This window comes from Streptomyces sp. NPDC033136 (assembly GCF_055578235.1).
The window spans coordinates 52,793-68,272 of sequence record NZ_JBVIPD010000027.1; the positions used below are offsets into that span (position 1 = coordinate 52,793).

Sequence of the window (15,480 nt, forward strand, 5' to 3'; positions counted from 1 at the left end):
CAGGTCGCGGCGCCGCCCGCGGGGAGGGAGGGCACGGCCTGCTGCCATGGCGGGGCCACGTCGAGAGCAGGCCGTGGGAGCTCTCGGTCAGCCGGCGCCCATCGACTCGAACCGCCACCGGTGCACGGCCCGCGTGACCAACTCCCCGTCCGGCTCGGGAAGTTCCGGCAGCTCGGCGTCGTAGGGTGCGTCCCACCAGGTGATGACGAGGACGCGGTCCTGGGGAGCGCGCAGGGTCTCGCGGCGCAGCGGCTCACGCGGCAGCTCCTGGCCACGGGCCCAGGCGAGCAGGTCCGCGCCCCGCCCGGGCACGGCCCGCGCCTCCCACATCAGGGCGACCGTCACGAGTAGAGGTTCTCCTTGCTGACCTCGTGCACACGGTCGTGGTCCTGGTCGTGGTCGTGGTCGTGGCCCGGGACGTGCGGCTCGGTGACCGGCAGGGACGAGTCCGCCGACAGGTCCCAGCTCGACGCGGCACGGTTCCGGGCGACCATCTCGGCGCCGAGCGCGGCGACCATCGCGCCGTTGTCCGTGCACAGCTTGGGCCGCGGCACCCGCAGCCGGATCCCGGCCGCCTCGCAGCGCTCCTGGGCCAGGACGCGCAGCCGGGAGTTGGCGGCCACGCCGCCGCCGATCATCAGGTGGTCGACGCCCTCGTCCTTGCAGGCCCGGACGGCCTTGCGGGTCAGCACGTCCACGACCGCCTCCTGGAAGGAGGCCGCCACGTCCCGCACCGGGACCTCCTCCCCCGCCGCCCGCTTCGCCTCGATCCAGCGCGCCACGGCCGTCTTCAGCCCCGAGAAGGAGAAGTCGTAGGCCGGGTCGCGCGGGCCGGTCAGGCCCCGCGGGAACGCGATCGCGTCCGGATCGCCCTCCCTCGCGTACCGGTCGATGACCGGGCCGCCCGGGAAGCCGAGGTTCAGTACCCGGGCGATCTTGTCGAAGGCCTCGCCGGCCGCGTCGTCGATGGTCGCGCCCATCGGGCGGACGTCGGAGGTGATGTCCGAGGACAGCAGCAGCGAGGAGTGGCCGCCGGAGACCAGCAGCGCCATCGTCGGCTCGGGCAGCGCGCCGTGCTCCAGCTGGTCGACGCAGATGTGCGAGGCGAGGTGGTTCACGCCGTAGAGGGGCTTGCCGAGGGCGTACGCGTACGCCTTCGCCGCGGAGACGCCGACCAGCAGGGCACCGGCGAGACCGGGACCCGCGGTGACGGCGATGCCGTCGAGGTCGCGGGCGCTGACGCCCGCCTCCTTCAGCGCGCGGTCGATGGTGGGGACCATCGCCTCCAGGTGGGCCCGGCTCGCGACCTCCGGGACGACGCCGCCGAAGCGGGCGTGCTCGTCGACGCTCGAGGCGATGGCGTCGGCCAGCAGGGTCGTGCCGCGCACGATGCCGACGCCGGTCTCGTCGCAGGAGGTCTCGATTCCCAGAACGAGGGGTTCGTCAGCCATTGATCTCGGTTCCTTGTACGGATTTCTCGGGGGTGGTCAGGCGCATCACCAGGGCGTCCACGTTCCCCGGCTGGTAGTAGCCGCGCCGGACACCGATGGGCTCGAAGCCGAACCGCTCGTACAGCTTCTGCGCGCGGACGTTGTCCACACGGCACTCCAGCATCACCTCGGCGCACTCGAAGGCCGTGGCCGCACTCAGCAGTTCGGCGAGCAGGCGCCCGCCGAGACCGGTGCCCCACAGCTCGCGGGCGACGGCGATGGTCTGCACGTCCGCCTGCTCACCGGAGGCGACGAGACCGGCGTACCCGACGATGCGGGAGCCGGACTCGGCGACCACGTACCTCCGGTTGGCCTCCGGCCCGCGCGCGTGGGCCAGTTCGGACCAGAACATGCCCCGGGACCAGGCGTCCTCGGGGAACAGGTTCCGCTCCAGCTCCAGCACGGGGTCGATGTCCCACCAGCGCATCTCGCGCAGCGCACACGTCACGGGTTCGGTCACTTGGGGGTGACCACCTTGTAGTTCTTGGGGACCTGGGCGTCGGGGCGGCGCAGGTACAGCGGCCGGGGCGCGGGGAGTTCCTCGCCCGCCGCGAGCTTCTCCGCGGCCAGCCGGGCGAGGGCGGCGGCGGAGACATGCTCCGGCTCGTGCGCCTGGGGGAAGGTGTCCGGGTACAGCAGCGCGCCCGCGCCGACCGCGGGCAGCCCCTTCACCTGCTCGGCGATGTCGGCGGGCCGGTCGACGGCCGGGCCGGTGACGCGAGTGCGGGAGTCGGCGTAGCGCGCCCAGTACACCTCCTTGCGGCGGGCGTCGGTCGCCACCACGAACGGGCCATCGAGGTCGGCGGAGTACGCGAGGCCGTCCAGCGTGCACACGCCGTGCACGGGGACGCCGAGCGCGAGCCCGAAGGTGTCCGCGGTCATCAGACCGACGCGCAGCCCGGTGTACGGGCCCGGGCCGGTCCCGGCGACGATCCCGGTGACGGCGTCGAGCCGCAGACCGGCCTCGGCGAGCACCCGGTCGATCGCCGGCAGCAGCAGTTCCCCGTGCCGCCGCGCGTCCACCTGACTCGACGAGGCGACGACGTCGCGCCCGTCGTGCAGCGCGACGGTGACGGCGGGTGTGGCGGTATCCAGAGCGAGCAAGAGCACGCAAACAGCCTACGGCTCCCCGGAGCCCGTGTCGGACGCACCTGCCGGGCCGTCACCTGCTGCTACCGTCACCTTCCGTCACGACAGGGACGTACGACGTGAGGTGGATGCCGTGGCAGTCAGCAGCTCGGGAATCGTGGCCGGGCTCACCGCCGCGGCCCTCGCGACGGTCGGCTACCTCGCCCACCAGGCGGCACAGACCGTCCCGGCCGGCCAGGGCAGGACGGCGCCGCCGGGCGCCGCACCGGCGGCCGGTACGTCGAAGGCGCCGCAGGTCAAGAGGGACCCCACGGCGCTGCCGAGCGGGTCCGGCGAGGGCGCCCGGGTCGTGTACTCGCTGCGCGGTGACCGGGTGTGGCTGGTCGGCCGGAACGGCAAGGTCGCCCGGACGTTCGAGGTCGACCCCAGTGCGGTGGACCCCGCCCCGGGCAGTTACGCGGTGACGTCCCGCTCGAACGCGGTCACCGGTTCCGACGGCATCCCCGTCGAGCACGTCGTTCGCTTCACCAGCGTGGACGGCGTGGTGGTCGGCTTCAGCGCGGCCGTGGCCGGCTCGGCGGCCCCCGCGCCCGACCCGAAGCTCCGCACGGGCGGCATCCGGGAGTCCCGCGCGGACGGCGAGGCGATGTGGACCTTCGCGACGATCGGCCGCAAGGTCGTGGTCGTCCGCTAGCGGGCTCTGAGCAGGGCGGGCCCCGAGCAGAGCAGGCCCTAGGCGGCCTCGCGGTGGTCCGTCACCGGCTCCGGGAAGTCCGGCTCGGGGGCGCGCGGCGGTGTGGAGATCAGCGCCGCCGCCTCGCCCGCCGACAGCAGGTCGCGCATGGACAGCCCGGCGACCGCGAACGGCAGCGGCCGCCCCTTGCTCTCTGTAGCCGACATGGACGCCTCCTGAAAGGCCGGGGGCGGACGTAGTTAGGCACACCTAACTACGGACTGGATACCATGTGACCACGCACAAGACGCCGAACGCAACATCTTGCCGACGTCTTGTCGGAACGTTCATCAAAAGACCGCAAGACGGGACCTACGCCGCCAGCACGCTCAGGTCGGCCGACGCCCAGCGCTCCCCCACACCGGTGATCGTCATCTGCCGGACCTCGTCGGTCGTGTCGCCCACGGCCCGGTGGATCGCGACCTGGAGCCGGTCCTCGGTCAGCTCCTCGACCTTGCCCTCGCCCCACTCGACGACGACCACGGACTCCGGCAGCGAGACGTCGAGGTCGAGGTCCTCCATCTCGTCCAGCCCGCCGGAGAGCCGGTAGGCGTCGACATGGACCAGCGGCGGCCCGTCGCCCAGCGAGGGATGCACGCGGGCGATCACGAACGTCGGCGAGGTGACGGCCCCGCGCACGCCGAGCCCCTCGCCCAGCCCACGGGTCAGCGTCGTCTTGCCCGCCCCGAGCTCCCCGCTCAGCATCACCAGGTCACCCGCGCGCAGCAGTTTCGCGAGCCGGCGGCCCAGCTCCCGCATCTGCTCGGGGGACGTGACGACGATCTGGACGGAACCGGGCTCAGCCGGGCTGTGCGGTGCTGGTGCTTCCATAGCCCTTCACGGTAGCTCCTGCGGGCACGGCACCCGTGCGGGTGAGCAGGTCGGCGAGGCGGTCGGTGACCACTTCCGGGTGTTCCAGCATCACCAGGTGCCCCGCGTCCGGTACCAGCACCATCTCGGCGTCCGGCAGCACATCGGCGATGGCCTCGCTGTGCTCACTCGGCGTGACCAGGTCCTGCACGCCCGCCAGCACGAGCACCGGCAGGTCCGCGAAGCAGGGGAGCGCCTCGGTCTTGTCGTGGTCGTTGAACGCCGGGTAGTACTCGGCGACCACGTCGATCGGCGTGCTCTCGATCATCCGCTCGGCGAACCGGGCGATGGCGGGGTCGACGTCCCGGGACGCGAACGAGTACCGCTTGATGACCCCGGCGAACAGGTCCGCGGTCGCCCGGCGCCCCTTCTCCACCAGCTCCGCCCGCTGCCCCAGCAACTTCAGCACCCCGGGCAGCACCCGCCGCACCGCGTTGACCCCGGCGACCGGAAGGCCGTAGTTGACCTCGCCGAGCCGCCCCGACGACGTCCCGACGAAGGCGACCCCGACCACCCGCTCGCGGATCAGCTCCGGGTACTGGTCGGCCAGTGCCATCACCGTCATGCCGCCCATGGAGTGCCCGACCAGCACGATCGGCCCCTCGGGGACGGTCGCGTCGATGACGGCCTTCAGGTCACGGCCCAGCTGCTCGATGGTGACCGGCTCGTCGTCCCGTACCTGCGCCACGCCCCGCCCGGACCGGCCGTGGCTGCGCTGGTCCCAGTGCACGGTCCGTACGACGCCCCGCAGGGCCGCCCGCTGGAAGTGCCAGGAGTCCTGGCTGAGGCAGTAGCCGTGACTGAAGACGACGGTGACGGGCGCGGGTGCCTTGCGGCCGAAGAGCCTACGGCGGCGCGAGCCGGTGGCCGGTGCGGGCTCCGGGTCGAGGTCGTCGACCTCGTAGTACAGCTCCGTGCCGTCGTCTGCGAACGCCTTGCCGGGCATGCCGCGCAGCGAACCGTAGGGCCCCGCCGAGTCCAGGGCGAGCCGGGCCTTCTGGCGCATACCCCGGCCGACCGTCATCCGCTCCAGGGCGACACCGGCGGCCGCGCCCGTGGCCACCACGCCTATCGCCACGCCGGCGATACCGGTCGCCCGGCGCCAGCCTCCCGCCGCCCCCGCGGCGGAGGCCGCGACGGCCGCGGAGGCGACGTCCGCGACGACCTCCGCGCTGCTCTCGCTCACGTACCGCTCCTCTTCGCCGGGCTGCTGACCGGGTGACTCGCTGAATCGGATGATTCGATGACTCGGATGATGCTGGTGGTGCCGGAGTGCCTGTCGTTCCTCGCGTGACCGGTCTCCTGTGCGAGTTACCCGTCCTGTTCCTCATTCACATAGACGCGTGGAACGCGCGTTCCGATCCGGGTCACGATCTCGTAGGCGATGGTTCCGGCCGCCTGGGCCCAGTCCTCGGCGGTGGGCTCCCCGCGGTCCCCGGGCCCGAAGAGGACCGCCTCGGCTCCCGGCTCGGGCGCGTCACCGCCCAGATCCACCACGAACTGGTCCATGGCGACCCGCCCGGCGATCGTGCGCCACTTGCCCTCGACCAGGACCGGCCCGGCCGAGGAGGCGTGCCGCGGGATGCCGTCCGCGTAGCCCAGCGGCACGAGGCCCAGGGTGGTCGCGCCGGGTGTCACGTACCGGTGGCCGTAGCTGACGCCGTGCCCGCCCGGGACGTGCTTGACCAGGGCCAGCGAGGCGGACAGCGTCATCACCGGGCGCAGTCCGAAGTCGGCCGGGGTACCGAGCTCGGGGCTGGGCGAGATGCCGTAGGTGGCGATGCCGGTGCGGACCAGGTCGAAGTGGCTCTCGGGGAGGGTGAGCGTGGCCGGCGAGTTGGCGATGTGCCGGACCTCGGGCCGGACGCCCTGCCCCTCGGCGTACGCGACCATGTCCCGGAACACGCTGAGCTGGGCGGCGACGGAGGGGTGCCCGGGTTCGTCGGCACAGGCGAAGTGCGACCACAGTCCGGTGACGCGCAGCAGCCCCTCGGCCTCGGCCCGCAGCGCCTGCCGGACGAGCGCGGTCCAGTCCTGACCGGGCGGGCAGCCGTTGCGCCCGAGGCCGGTGTCGGCCTTGAGCTGCACGCGAGCGGGCCGGTCGGTGCCGCGGGCCGCCGCGATGACCTCCTCCAGCGCCCACATCCCGCTGACGGACACGTCGAGGCCGGCCTCGATCGCCTCCCGCCAGGGCCCGCCGGGCGTCCACAGCCAGCACATGATGCGGCCCGGCAGCCCGGCGGCACGCAGGGCGAGGGCCTCCTCGGGCGTGGCCGTGCCCAGCCAGGACGCCCCCGCGGCGACGGCGGCGCGGGCGCACGGCACAGCCCCGTGGCCGTACGCCTCGGACTTCACCACGGCCATCACGGCCGCGCCCGGGGCGTGGGCACGCAGGGCCCGCACATTGGCCCGCAGGGCGGCCAGGTCGATCTCGGCGCGGGCCCGCAGGGGCGCGGTCCGCGGGGCTGTTCTCTCGCTCATCGCGCCCAGTGTCTCAGAGGGCCCCGGCACCCTCCGGGGCAGCGGCCCCGCCGGCACTGGTGACAGCGGCCGGCAGGAGGGCGAGGACACGGCCTGCGGTACGTCTGCGAGTCATGCGGATCAGACAAACGCCGGGCCGGAGCGGACAAGGCGCGCCGCGCGGCACGGGTCACCCGGAGGCATCAGCCCCGGCTGTACGGCGGAACAGACGACTTCCGGGCCCCAGCTCACCCCAGAACATTCCGCCAGGCCTCCGGAATGGCCGCGGCCACATCGTGCGCCCCCGCCGGCGCCCCGTCCGCCGCCAGCCTCCCGGCCAGCCCGTGCACATACGCCCCCGCACTCCCCGCGTCCACCGCGGAAAGCCCCGCCGCCAGCAACGACCCGGCGAGCCCCGACAGCACGTCCCCGCTCCCCGCCGTGGCCAGCCACCCGGTCCCGGTCGCGTTCACCCGCACCGCCCCACCGCCCGAGTCGGCCACCAGTGTCGTGGACCCTTTCAGCAACACGGTCGCCGCATACCGCCGGGCCAGCTCCCGCGCCGCGGCCAGCCGGCCCTCCTCCACCTCGCCCCGCTCCACACCCAGCAGCGCCGCCGCCTCTCCCGCATGGGGCGTCAGCAGCGTCGGTGCCCGGCGCGCCCGCACGACGTCCGCGTCCGCCAGCCGCAACCCGTCCGCGTCGACCAGCACCGGCACATCCGCCGCCAGCACCTGCCCCACCGTCGCCGCGTCGTCCCCGGCCCCCGGTCCGACCACCCACGCCTGCACCCGCCCGGCGTGCTTCGGCCCCTGATCCGACACCAGCGTCTCGGGGAACCGCGCGATGACCGCGTGTCCGGCCGGCCCGACGTACCGCACGGCCCCGGCCCCGCCCCGCAGCGCCCCCGAGACGGCCAGCACGGCGGCCCCCGGATACCGCGCCGACCCGGCGGCGATCCCGACGACCCCCCGCCGGTACTTGTCGCTCTCGGCCCGCGGCACCGGCAGCAGCTCCGCCACGTCCGCGTGCTGCAGCGCCTCCAGCTCCGGCTCGACCGGCAGCTCCAGCCCGATGCCGACCAGCCGCACCGACCCCGCGTACTCCCGCGCCGGGTCGATCAGCAGCCCCGGCTTGTGCGTCCCGAACGTCACGGTCAGATCGGCCCGGACGGCGACGCCCCGCACCTCCCCGGTGCCGGCGTCCACGCCACTGGGCAGATCGACCGCGACCACGGCCCCCCGGGACCGCTCGGCGGCAGCGGCCAACGGCACCGCCTCCGGCCGCAACCCGCCTTTCCCGCCGATCCCGACGATGCCGTCGACGACGAGATCGGCCCTCTCGACCAACGCCTCGGCCCCACCCGCCCCGACGGCCTCACCGACCCCCACGGCCCGTCCCCCGGCCCGCCGCAACGCCGCGAGCCCCGCCGCGTGCGCCCGCTCCGGCGCGAGCAGCACCGCCGTGACCCCGGCCCCGCGCCGGGCCAGCCGGGCCCCGGCGAACAGCGCGTCACCTCCGTTGTCGCCGCTGCCGACCAGCAGCACGACCCTGCTCCCGTACACCCGCCCCAGCAGATCGGCGCAGGCCGCGGCGAGCCCGGCGGCGGCGCGTTGCATCAGCGCCCCCTCCGGCAGCCGCGCCATCAGCTCCCGTTCGGCGGTCCTGACCGTCTCCACGCTGTACGCAGTACGCATGCGGTCGAGTTTCCCGTACGACCGCCCGGTCACTCCCGTGCGTCCGGGGCGACTCCTTTCCGTGTCGCGTCCATTGACGCTCTGCCGTCCCTTTGCAAGACTCCCGGCCGCGCAGAAAGCGCTTGCACACCCCCCCACGTTCGACGAAACCGAGGCCCCCCATGGGACGCAGAGCCGCATTACTCGCCGCCGCCGGTGCCACCGTCCTCCTGACCGCCGCCGGCACCCTGTCCGCCCCCGCCACGGCCACCCCCACGCGTGCGCTGGCCTGCGGAGACGGCTCCTTCCGGGCCGAGGCCGTGCAGAGCGGCAGCAGCTGGACCGCCCGGCGCGGCGGCAGCACGGTCTACACCGGCACCGACATGCGCGCCGCGGTCCAGGCGGCCGTCAACAGCCTCACGTCGGGCCGCACGTCGAAGGAACGGGTCGTGGTCCGCGGCTCGGGCTCGATCTCGGCGGGCTCACGCATCTCGCTGCCGAGCTACACCGTCCTCGACGTCTGCGGCACCATCAACGTCACCGGCAGCGGCTCGGGCGACCAGGCGCCGGTCTACTCGCGCGGCACCCGTGACGTCGAGGTCCAGAACCTCAAGCTCACCGGCACCCCGCTCTACGGCATCTTCCTGCGCAACGTCCAGAACGTCGTGCTCGGCCAGATCGACATGCGCCTCTCCCGCGGCCTGGGCGTCCGCATCGACAACCGCGGCAACACCAGCCAGTGGACGCGCAATGTCCGCATCGACAACGTCTACGTCTCCGGTGCGTCCAGCCACGCGGTCGAGACGTACGGCGTCGACGGCCTCACCATCGGCACGGTGACGGCCCGCAACGTCGGCGAATCGGGCCTCCTCCTCAACCAGACCATCAACGCCAACGTCACCAGGGTCGACGCGGAGAACGCGGGCACGGGCACCGGCTACGCGGCCTTCCGCATGGCCAACCGCAACGGCCGGGTCGGCAGCGGCTACCCGACCAACATCCGGGTCGGCGAGGTCGTCGCGCGCGGCGGCGGACGCGGTGTGTTCTGCGTGTCGGAGAGCGGCGGGGCCGTCATCAACAAGGTGACGCTCTCCAACACGGGCAACAACTCGGTCCTGATCGAGAACTGCTACAACGTCAGCCTCGCGGCCCAGAGCGGCACGATCACGGGCGGCGGAGAACTGCGCCTGGCCGCCCGCTCGGAGTTCCCGAACAACAAGGACATCACCATCCAGAACCTGACGGTCACCAACTCGGCCATCAGGGAGAGCCCGTGCGGCGAGAACACGACGTTCCGCAACATCACGCGCGTGAACAGCAGCCAGTCCATCTGCTGACACCCACGCCCCTCGAAGCCCGCGCCCTCACCCGATGCTGTGGGTGAATGCGGCGGACGGCGGGCAGGCGGACAGTCGACGAGTGGTGCGAGAGTCCCAGCGACACGCCGTGCACGCGGCGTGTCGCTGGGACCGTGCGGACACTTGGCTCCCGGCGGTGGCTTCACCGCCGGGCAGCTCAGCGCCTTCCTGGCCTCGCGTCCGATGCGCGCGACGTCGCTGAGGACGGCGCCTACCGTCTGAGGCACTGCCTCCTGGGCGCGCCTCCGCCGGACCGACGAGGCAGGCCTCACGCGGACCGCATGTGCACAGCGCCGACGGACACGACCCTCGGCGCCGTGGGCTTCATCCACACGGCCACGCTCCTGTGGTTCATGGCGTGGTTCCCCGGCCCCCGGGTCACCCCTCCGCGATCACAACAGCCGAGGCGACACCCGCGTCATGACTCAGCGACAGATGCCAGGACCGCACCCCGAGCTCGGCGGCCCGCGTGGCCACGGTCCCGGTCACCCGCAGCCAGGGCTGCCCACTGTCCTCGACACACACCTCGGCATCGGTCCACAGCAGCCCGGGCGGAGCCCCGAGCGCCTTGGCCAGGGCCTCCTTGGCGGCGAACCGGGCAGCGAGGGAGGCGACACCCCGGCGCTCCCCACTGGGCAGCAGCAACTCCCGCTCCACGAACAGCCGCTCGGCCAGCGCGGGCGTCCGCTCCAGCGACGCCGCGAACCGCTCGATCTCGGCGACATCGATCCCGACCCCGATGATGCTCATGCGCAGCACCCTACGGGCCGTCCGGCGCCCGCGGACCCGGCTCCCCGGCGACCACGTCGGCTTCGTGAGTCGCGGTGACGGCACGGTCGAGAAAGCGAGTGAGCCTGTCCGCGTCGGAGCACAGGTGAAGACCGCGGTGGAGGTGCTTCGAGAACTCGACACCGCGCGTCTCCAGGACACGCAGGACCGCTGCGGCCCAGGCCGAGTGGTACCCGGCGGTGAAACCCGCCGCCCACCGCTCGGGGTGTTCGTCCTCGCCCGCCGCGCGTGCGTGCACGAGGGCCAGGTCCTCCAAGGGGACGACTCCGCGCTGTCTGAGCCCCTCCAGCCCGAACCGGAAATCCCCGGCCACCTTGTACGGGGGGATGCCCAGCGCAAGGCACACAGCCGTGAACCTGTACAGGTCGAGCAGCTCTGAGGGCCCGTCCGGCTGACTGTCCTGCTGCTGACTGTCCTGCTCGTCGGCCAACGCTCAGACCCGTCCGGATCCGGCCCCCGGGACCTCCGGGTCCTCGACGAACAGGTCCTCCGCGCGCGCGACGGTGCGGGAACGCTCCAGCCACGCGTCGAGATGCTCCAGGTCCGTGCAGGTCGTGATGCGCTCGCGCACGGAGTCCGGTACGGGGATACCGCGCACCTCCAGTACGTACAGGATGCCCTTGGCCTCCCCCTCGGCCTTGCCTTCTGCCTTGCCTTCTGCCTTGCCTTCTGCCTTGCCTTCTGCCTTGCCTTCGAGGTAGGCCGTCTCACGGACCGTCCCCCGGCCGGGGAAGTAGTTGACGAATGACATGATTTCCTTCAGTTTCTTTCCGGCTGGGCTGTTGCCCAGGCTGATTTCCAGGAAGTCGTAGAAGTAGTCGGCGGTTTCAGGGTCCGTTTTGCGCGTCTCATGTAGGGCGGTTGTCAGCGCCTTCAGTATGGCGTCGGAGTCGGCACTGCGGGCGTGCGCCAGGGCGGAGAGTACGGCCAGCGCGAGGTTCTTCGCCGCGGTCCGGGCGTCGGTGATCACCGGCAGGTTCTCCGGCCCGACGACCAGTGGGTGGGTTCGCTGTGCCGTCCAGCCCCGCGTGCCGCAGTCGAAGGGACCGGCCGCCCACTTGGCTGTGACTCTGTCCTGGCAGACCACGAGAAGCAGGACGGGCAGGCCGTACTTCGCCTGGAGAAAGGCGACGTAATACGCCCAGCTCCGCTCCTTGCCGGCGACCTTGCCCGACTGCGACTCGATGGCGAGCAGGAAGTCCTCGCCATCGGACGGGCCGACTCGCAGCACGGTGTCCACACGCCGCTCCAACGGCCGGGCCTCCGTCACGTCGGTCGTGACAGCGTCCACGGTCGCCTTCGCGGAGAACGGGACACCCAATACCCCGAACACGGGAGCCAGGATCTCGGGCCGCTCCTGGAAGATGCGGTGCATGCCCTCGTGAGCTGATGTGACCATGTGTGCAACCTAGAGAGACCAAGAGGCGGTTTGCCTGGGCAAAGGGGATGGGTTCACTCTTTCGAGGGTCGAGAAAACGTTCATGCCGCCGAGGTCAGCTCGCACCACACGTACTTGCCGCGATTGCCGTCCCTCGTCAGCGGCTGCCAGCCCCACAGATCTGAACAGGCCCGGACCAGCGCGAGCCCCCGCCCCTCCTCCAGCTCGGCATCCCGCTCGAACGGCCTTGGCGGCTCGGGCGGCTCCGGGTCGGCATCCCACGCACCGACCCGCAACACCCCGGCGGACCAGCGCACTCGCAGGGCGGCAGGCCCCTTGGTGTGGCGTACGGCGTTGGAGACCAGCTCGGTCGCGAGCAGTTCGGCGGTGTCGACGAGCCCGACCAGCCCGTGCATGGTGAGGATCAGACGGAGAGTACGGCGACTGACCGTGACGGCACGCAGGTCGTTCGGGATGTACAGGGTGTACTCCCAGGGCTCGCTGGACTCGCATTCGGGCATGCGTGAACTCCCGTTCGACGGTGTGAGGTTGAGGTCATCGGGCGGTGTCATTGCCGCAGCCGTCATGACAGGACGGGGCGGTGCACTTCCGAACTCCCGACGTTTCCGCAGCGTGTTCGCCACATCACTGACGGTAGGGCTAACCTGTCATACCGAGCAAGTCGATCGCGTAATCTGACCCCGAAAGAGTCGCGCCGACAGGCGTGCCGAACGGAGGAGCAATCGATGGTCCTGCGGCGCGAACCAACGGCACGTCAGGTGCGCCTGGGAGCCGAGTTGCGCAGACTCCGCGAGGCGGCGGGACTCACCGCTCGGGAGGCGGCAGCCCTGCTCGGAACGGGCCGGGTACAGATGAGCCACATCGAATCCGGCCTCGCGGGTGTGAGCGAGCAACGGCTGCGTCGCCTCGCGGCCCACTACATGTGCACAGACGAGGCGCTCATCGAAGCACTCGTCGCCATGGCAACCGATAGGACACAGGGCTGGTGGGAGGAGTATCGGGGCCTGCTACCCACACCGTTCCTCGACCTCGCCGAACTGGAGCATCACGCCACGTCCCTGCGAGAAGTCCAGTTCCTGCACATCCCCGGTCCGCTCCAGACGGAGGAGTACGCCCGCGCCATCTTCTCCGACAGGATTCCTGTCCTACCCGAAGACGAGCTTGAGCTGCGTGTCCGGCACCGGATGCAACGCAAGGTGGTCATCGAAGCCCCTGCCTCCACCTCGTACCGAGCAGTCCTCCATGAGGCGGCGCTGCGCATCCGGGTCGGCGACCGTGCCACCTCACGGGCTCAGTTGGTCCACCTGGTGGAGGTTGGCGAAGCAGACAATGTCACCCTGCGAGTCATCCCCTTCGACCTGGACGGCCTCGGGGGCTCCTGGACCGCGATGATGCTGGCGGGCGGTTCCGTATCCAGGCTGGACACGGCTGTGAGCGATGCACCTCACTCGGCCACGTTCGTCGATTCCGAGGCTCAACTCGGCGTCCTTCGCGCACTTTTCCGTAGAGTAGAGGCGGTGTCATTCGACCCCGAGCGGTCGCGCGACTTCATCCACAAACTGGCCGAAGATCTGTGAGGCAACCCATGGACTCCCCCGGAAACTGGCGTAAGTCCTCGCACTCCGGCGCCGGCGACGGCAACTCCTGCGTCGAGATCGCAACCGCCCCCACCCACATATCCATCCGTGACTCAAAAGCCCCGGCCAGAGCAACCCTCACCGTCCCGGCCGGAGCCTTCACCGCCTTCGTCGACGCGCTGAAGGGCGGCTACTCCACCGTCACCGACTTCGCCAGGTTCCGGGGCTGATCCACCTCGTTCCCCCGGGCCGTCGCCAGCTCGCAAGCGAACACCTGGAGCGGCACCGTCGCGACGAGCGGCTGCAGCAGAGTCGGTGTGACGGGAATCCGGATCAGATGGTCGGCGTACGGCACCACCGCCTCGTCCCCCTCCTCCGCGATCACGATCGTCCGCGCCCCCCGCGCCCGGATCTCCTGGATGTTGGACACGATCTTGTCGTACAGCACCGACCGCCCGCGCGGCGACGGCACGACCACGACCACGGGCAGGTCCTCCTCGATCAGCGCGATCGGCCCGTGCTTCAACTCCCCCGCCGCGAACCCCTCGGCGTGCATGTACGCCAGCTCCTTGAGCTTCAACGCGCCCTCCAGCGCCACCGGATACCCCACATGCCGGCCGAGGAACAGCACCGTGTTCTTCGAGGCGAGCGTGCGCGCCAGTTGCCGCACCGGCTCCATCGTCCCCAGCACCTGCTCCACCGCACCGGCGATCGAGGACAGGTCGCGGATCACCGCCCGGATCTCGTCGCCCCACTTGGTGCCCCGCACCTGGCCCAGATACAGCGCGACCAGATAGCACGCGACGAGCTGCGTCAGGAACGCCTTGGTGGAGGCGACGGCCACCTCCGGCCCGGCGTGCGTGTACAGCACCGCGTCCGACTCGCGCGGGATCGTCGAGCCGTTGGTGTTGCAGATCGCCAGGACTCTGGAGCCCTGCTCACGGGCATGGCGGAGCGCCATCAGCGTGTCCATGGTCTCGCCGGACTGGGAGATGGCGATGACCAGGGTCTGCGCGTCCAGGATCGGGTCCCGGTAGCGGAACTCGCTGGCCAGCTCCACCTCGCAGGGGATCCGCGTCCAGTGCTCGATGGCGTACTTGGCGATCATCCCGGCGTGGAAGGCCGTACCGCACGCGACGATGACGACCTTGTTGATCTCCCGCAGCACCCGTGGGGAGATCCGCACCTCGTCCAGGGTCAGCGAACCGGAGCCGTCGATACGGCCCAGCAGCGTGTCGGCGACCGCCTTGGGCTGCTCGGCGATCTCCTTGAGCATGAAGTAGTCGTAGCCGCCCTTCTCCGCGGCCGACGCGTCCCAGTCGACGTGGTACGAACGGACGTCGGCCGGGCGGCCGTCGAAGCCCGTCACCGTCACGCCGTCCCGGCGCAGCTCCACCACCTGGTCCTGCCCCAGCTCGACCGCGGACCGCGTGTGGGCGATGAACGCGGCGACGTCCGAGGCGAGGAATGCCTCCCCTTCTCCGACGCCCACCACCAGCGGCGAGTTCCGCCGGGCGCCCACCACCACGTCCGGTTCGTCGGCGTGCGCCGCGACCAGCGTGAACGCGCCCTCCAGCCGCCGGCACACCAGCCGCATCGCCTCGGCGAGATCCGCGCAGGACGAGAACTCCTCGGCCAGCAGGTGCGCCACGACCTCGGTGTCGGTCTCGGAGGTCAGCTCGTGGCCGCGCTCCTCCAGCTCGGACCGCAGCAGGGCGAAGTTCTCGATGATGCCGTTGTGGACGACCGCGACCCGTCCCGCGTTGTCGATGTGCGGGTGGGCGTTGGTGTCGGTCGGGCCGCCGTGTGTGGCCCACCGGGTGTGGCCGATGCCCGTCGTGCCCGTCGGCAGCGGTCTGCCGTCCAGTTCCTTCTCCAGGTTGAGGAGTTTGCCGGCCTTCTTGGCGGCCGCCAGCCCGCCGTCGGCCAGGACGGCGATGCCCGCCGAGTCGTAGCCCCGGTACTCCAGCCGCTGCAGCCCGGCCATCACGACATCGAGCGCCGACTGCGGCCCCACGTATCCCACGATTCCACACATG

The 15,480-nt window shown here is 71.7% G+C and carries 18 protein-coding genes; 4 read left to right on the plus strand and 14 right to left on the minus strand.

Annotated elements, in window-relative coordinates:
• Positions 1 to 87 precede the first annotated feature (87 nt).
• Genes ACZ5TL_RS34120 through tsaB form a run of 4 tightly spaced genes read right to left on the minus strand, consistent with a single transcriptional unit; the run spans position 88 to position 2,600 of the window.
• Positions 88 to 345: a hypothetical protein gene (locus ACZ5TL_RS34120; protein WP_468594682.1), complete on the minus strand. Its 258-nt coding sequence runs from the start codon at positions 343 to 345 to the stop codon at positions 88 to 90.
• The gene (gene tsaD / locus ACZ5TL_RS34125) at positions 342 to 1,451 is read right to left on the minus strand and encodes a tRNA (adenosine(37)-N6)-threonylcarbamoyltransferase complex transferase subunit TsaD (protein WP_468594683.1); all 1,110 of its coding nucleotides are present in this window, start codon (positions 1,449 to 1,451) and stop codon (positions 342 to 344) included. The genes ACZ5TL_RS34120 and tsaD overlap by 4 nt, the downstream gene beginning before the upstream one ends.
• Entirely contained in the window at positions 1,444 to 1,950 is a 507-nt protein-coding gene (gene rimI, locus ACZ5TL_RS34130) for a ribosomal protein S18-alanine N-acetyltransferase (protein ID WP_468594684.1), read from the minus strand. Before rimI ends, tsaD begins: the two co-directional genes overlap by 8 nt.
• The gene (gene tsaB, locus ACZ5TL_RS34135; protein ID WP_468594685.1) at positions 1,947 to 2,600 is read right to left on the minus strand and encodes a tRNA (adenosine(37)-N6)-threonylcarbamoyltransferase complex dimerization subunit type 1 TsaB; all 654 of its coding nucleotides are present in this window, start codon (positions 2,598 to 2,600) and stop codon (positions 1,947 to 1,949) included. The genes rimI and tsaB overlap by 4 nt, the downstream gene beginning before the upstream one ends.
• 112 nt (positions 2,601 to 2,712) lie before the next feature.
• On the opposite strand from tsaB, the gene ACZ5TL_RS34140 reads away from it, so the two are divergent.
• Positions 2,713 to 3,273 carry a hypothetical protein gene (locus ACZ5TL_RS34140; RefSeq protein WP_468594686.1) on the plus strand — a complete coding sequence of 187 codons (561 nt, stop codon included), beginning with the start codon at positions 2,713 to 2,715 and terminating at the stop codon, positions 3,271 to 3,273.
• 38 nt (positions 3,274 to 3,311) lie between these two features.
• Here ACZ5TL_RS34140 and ACZ5TL_RS34145 read toward each other — a convergent pair whose 3' ends face one another.
• The 5 genes from ACZ5TL_RS34145 to ACZ5TL_RS34165 all read right to left on the minus strand — a co-directional run bounded on the left by ACZ5TL_RS34145 (position 3,312) and on the right by ACZ5TL_RS34165 (position 8,339).
• Entirely contained in the window at positions 3,312 to 3,479 is a 168-nt protein-coding gene (locus tag ACZ5TL_RS34145) for a hypothetical protein (protein WP_468594687.1), read from the minus strand.
• Positions 3,480 to 3,624: 145 nt separating this feature from the next.
• Positions 3,625 to 4,143 carry a tRNA (adenosine(37)-N6)-threonylcarbamoyltransferase complex ATPase subunit type 1 TsaE gene (gene tsaE / locus ACZ5TL_RS34150; RefSeq protein WP_468594688.1) on the minus strand — a complete coding sequence of 173 codons (519 nt, stop codon included), beginning with the start codon at positions 4,141 to 4,143 and terminating at the stop codon, positions 3,625 to 3,627.
• Positions 4,112 to 5,368, minus strand: coding sequence for an alpha/beta fold hydrolase (locus tag ACZ5TL_RS34155; protein ID WP_468594689.1), 1,257 nt, complete (start codon positions 5,366 to 5,368; stop codon positions 4,112 to 4,114). The genes tsaE and ACZ5TL_RS34155 overlap by 32 nt, the downstream gene beginning before the upstream one ends.
• Before the next feature lie 125 nt (positions 5,369 to 5,493).
• On the minus strand, positions 5,494 to 6,663 hold the full coding sequence (gene alr / locus ACZ5TL_RS34160; RefSeq protein ID WP_468594690.1) for an alanine racemase: 1,170 nt from the start codon (positions 6,661 to 6,663) through the stop codon (positions 5,494 to 5,496).
• Positions 6,664 to 6,890: 227 nt separating this feature from the next.
• Positions 6,891 to 8,339, minus strand: coding sequence for an NAD(P)H-hydrate dehydratase (locus ACZ5TL_RS34165; protein ID WP_468594691.1), 1,449 nt, complete (start codon positions 8,337 to 8,339; stop codon positions 6,891 to 6,893).
• A gap of 161 nt (positions 8,340 to 8,500) precedes the next feature.
• Here ACZ5TL_RS34165 and ACZ5TL_RS34170 point away from each other — a divergent pair, with 161 nt between their 5' ends.
• Positions 8,501 to 9,655 carry a hypothetical protein gene (locus ACZ5TL_RS34170; protein ID WP_468594692.1) on the plus strand — a complete coding sequence of 385 codons (1,155 nt, stop codon included), beginning with the start codon at positions 8,501 to 8,503 and terminating at the stop codon, positions 9,653 to 9,655.
• Positions 9,656 to 10,054: 399 nt separating this feature from the next.
• Here the strand turns inward: ACZ5TL_RS34170 and ACZ5TL_RS34175 are convergent, their stop codons facing one another.
• The 4 genes from ACZ5TL_RS34175 to ACZ5TL_RS34190 form a co-directional block, all read right to left on the minus strand.
• Positions 10,055 to 10,426: a holo-ACP synthase gene (locus ACZ5TL_RS34175; RefSeq protein WP_468594693.1), complete on the minus strand. Its 372-nt coding sequence runs from the start codon at positions 10,424 to 10,426 to the stop codon at positions 10,055 to 10,057.
• A gap of 10 nt (positions 10,427 to 10,436) precedes the next feature.
• The gene (locus tag ACZ5TL_RS34180; protein WP_468594694.1) at positions 10,437 to 10,895 is read right to left on the minus strand and encodes a hypothetical protein; all 459 of its coding nucleotides are present in this window, start codon (positions 10,893 to 10,895) and stop codon (positions 10,437 to 10,439) included.
• Positions 10,896 to 10,898: 3 nt separating this feature from the next.
• On the minus strand, positions 10,899 to 11,864 hold the full coding sequence (locus ACZ5TL_RS34185; RefSeq protein ID WP_468594695.1) for an RpnC/YadD family protein: 966 nt from the start codon (positions 11,862 to 11,864) through the stop codon (positions 10,899 to 10,901).
• An 80-nt stretch (positions 11,865 to 11,944) separates the two neighbouring features.
• Complete coding sequence (locus ACZ5TL_RS34190; protein ID WP_468594696.1) at positions 11,945 to 12,364, minus strand: ATP-binding protein; 420 nt, start codon at positions 12,362 to 12,364, stop codon at positions 11,945 to 11,947.
• A gap of 225 nt (positions 12,365 to 12,589) precedes the next feature.
• Here ACZ5TL_RS34190 and ACZ5TL_RS34195 point away from each other — a divergent pair, with 225 nt between their 5' ends.
• Together ACZ5TL_RS34195 and ACZ5TL_RS34200 are read left to right on the plus strand one after the other, a co-directional pair.
• The gene (locus tag ACZ5TL_RS34195; protein ID WP_468594697.1) at positions 12,590 to 13,441 is read left to right on the plus strand and encodes a helix-turn-helix domain-containing protein; all 852 of its coding nucleotides are present in this window, start codon (positions 12,590 to 12,592) and stop codon (positions 13,439 to 13,441) included.
• Between the two features lie 8 nt (positions 13,442 to 13,449).
• Positions 13,450 to 13,671 carry a DUF397 domain-containing protein gene (locus tag ACZ5TL_RS34200; RefSeq protein WP_468594698.1) on the plus strand — a complete coding sequence of 74 codons (222 nt, stop codon included), beginning with the start codon at positions 13,450 to 13,452 and terminating at the stop codon, positions 13,669 to 13,671.
• On the opposite strand, the gene glmS is transcribed toward ACZ5TL_RS34200, so the two are convergent.
• On the minus strand, positions 13,632 to 15,479 hold the full coding sequence (gene glmS, locus ACZ5TL_RS34205) for a glutamine--fructose-6-phosphate transaminase (isomerizing) (RefSeq protein ID WP_468594699.1): 1,848 nt from the start codon (positions 15,477 to 15,479) through the stop codon (positions 13,632 to 13,634). The genes ACZ5TL_RS34200 and glmS overlap by 40 nt on opposite strands.
• Position 15,480: the final 1 nt, after the last annotated feature.

Coding starts and splice junctions, on each gene's coding strand:
- tsaD (WP_468594683.1), bottom strand. CDS start 1,451: ATGGCTGACGAACCCCTCGTTCTGGGAATCGAGACCTCCTGCGACGAG.
- ACZ5TL_RS34145 (WP_468594687.1), bottom strand. CDS start 3,479: ATGTCGGCTACAGAGAGCAAGGGGCGGCCGCTGCCGTTCGCGGTCGCC.
- tsaE (WP_468594688.1), bottom strand. CDS start 4,143: ATGGAAGCACCAGCACCGCACAGCCCGGCTGAGCCCGGTTCCGTCCAG.
- alr (WP_468594690.1), bottom strand. CDS start 6,663: ATGAGCGAGAGAACAGCCCCGCGGACCGCGCCCCTGCGGGCCCGCGCC.
- ACZ5TL_RS34165 (WP_468594691.1), bottom strand. CDS start 8,339: ATGCGTACTGCGTACAGCGTGGAGACGGTCAGGACCGCCGAACGGGAG.
- ACZ5TL_RS34170 (WP_468594692.1), top strand. CDS start 8,501: ATGGGACGCAGAGCCGCATTACTCGCCGCCGCCGGTGCCACCGTCCTC.
- ACZ5TL_RS34175 (WP_468594693.1), bottom strand. CDS start 10,426: ATGAGCATCATCGGGGTCGGGATCGATGTCGCCGAGATCGAGCGGTTC.
- ACZ5TL_RS34185 (WP_468594695.1), bottom strand. CDS start 11,864: ATGGTCACATCAGCTCACGAGGGCATGCACCGCATCTTCCAGGAGCGG.
- ACZ5TL_RS34190 (WP_468594696.1), bottom strand. CDS start 12,364: ATGCCCGAATGCGAGTCCAGCGAGCCCTGGGAGTACACCCTGTACATC.
- ACZ5TL_RS34195 (WP_468594697.1), top strand. CDS start 12,590: ATGGTCCTGCGGCGCGAACCAACGGCACGTCAGGTGCGCCTGGGAGCC.
- ACZ5TL_RS34200 (WP_468594698.1), top strand. CDS start 13,450: ATGGACTCCCCCGGAAACTGGCGTAAGTCCTCGCACTCCGGCGCCGGC.
- glmS (WP_468594699.1), bottom strand. CDS start 15,479: ATGTGTGGAATCGTGGGATACGTGGGGCCGCAGTCGGCGCTCGATGTC.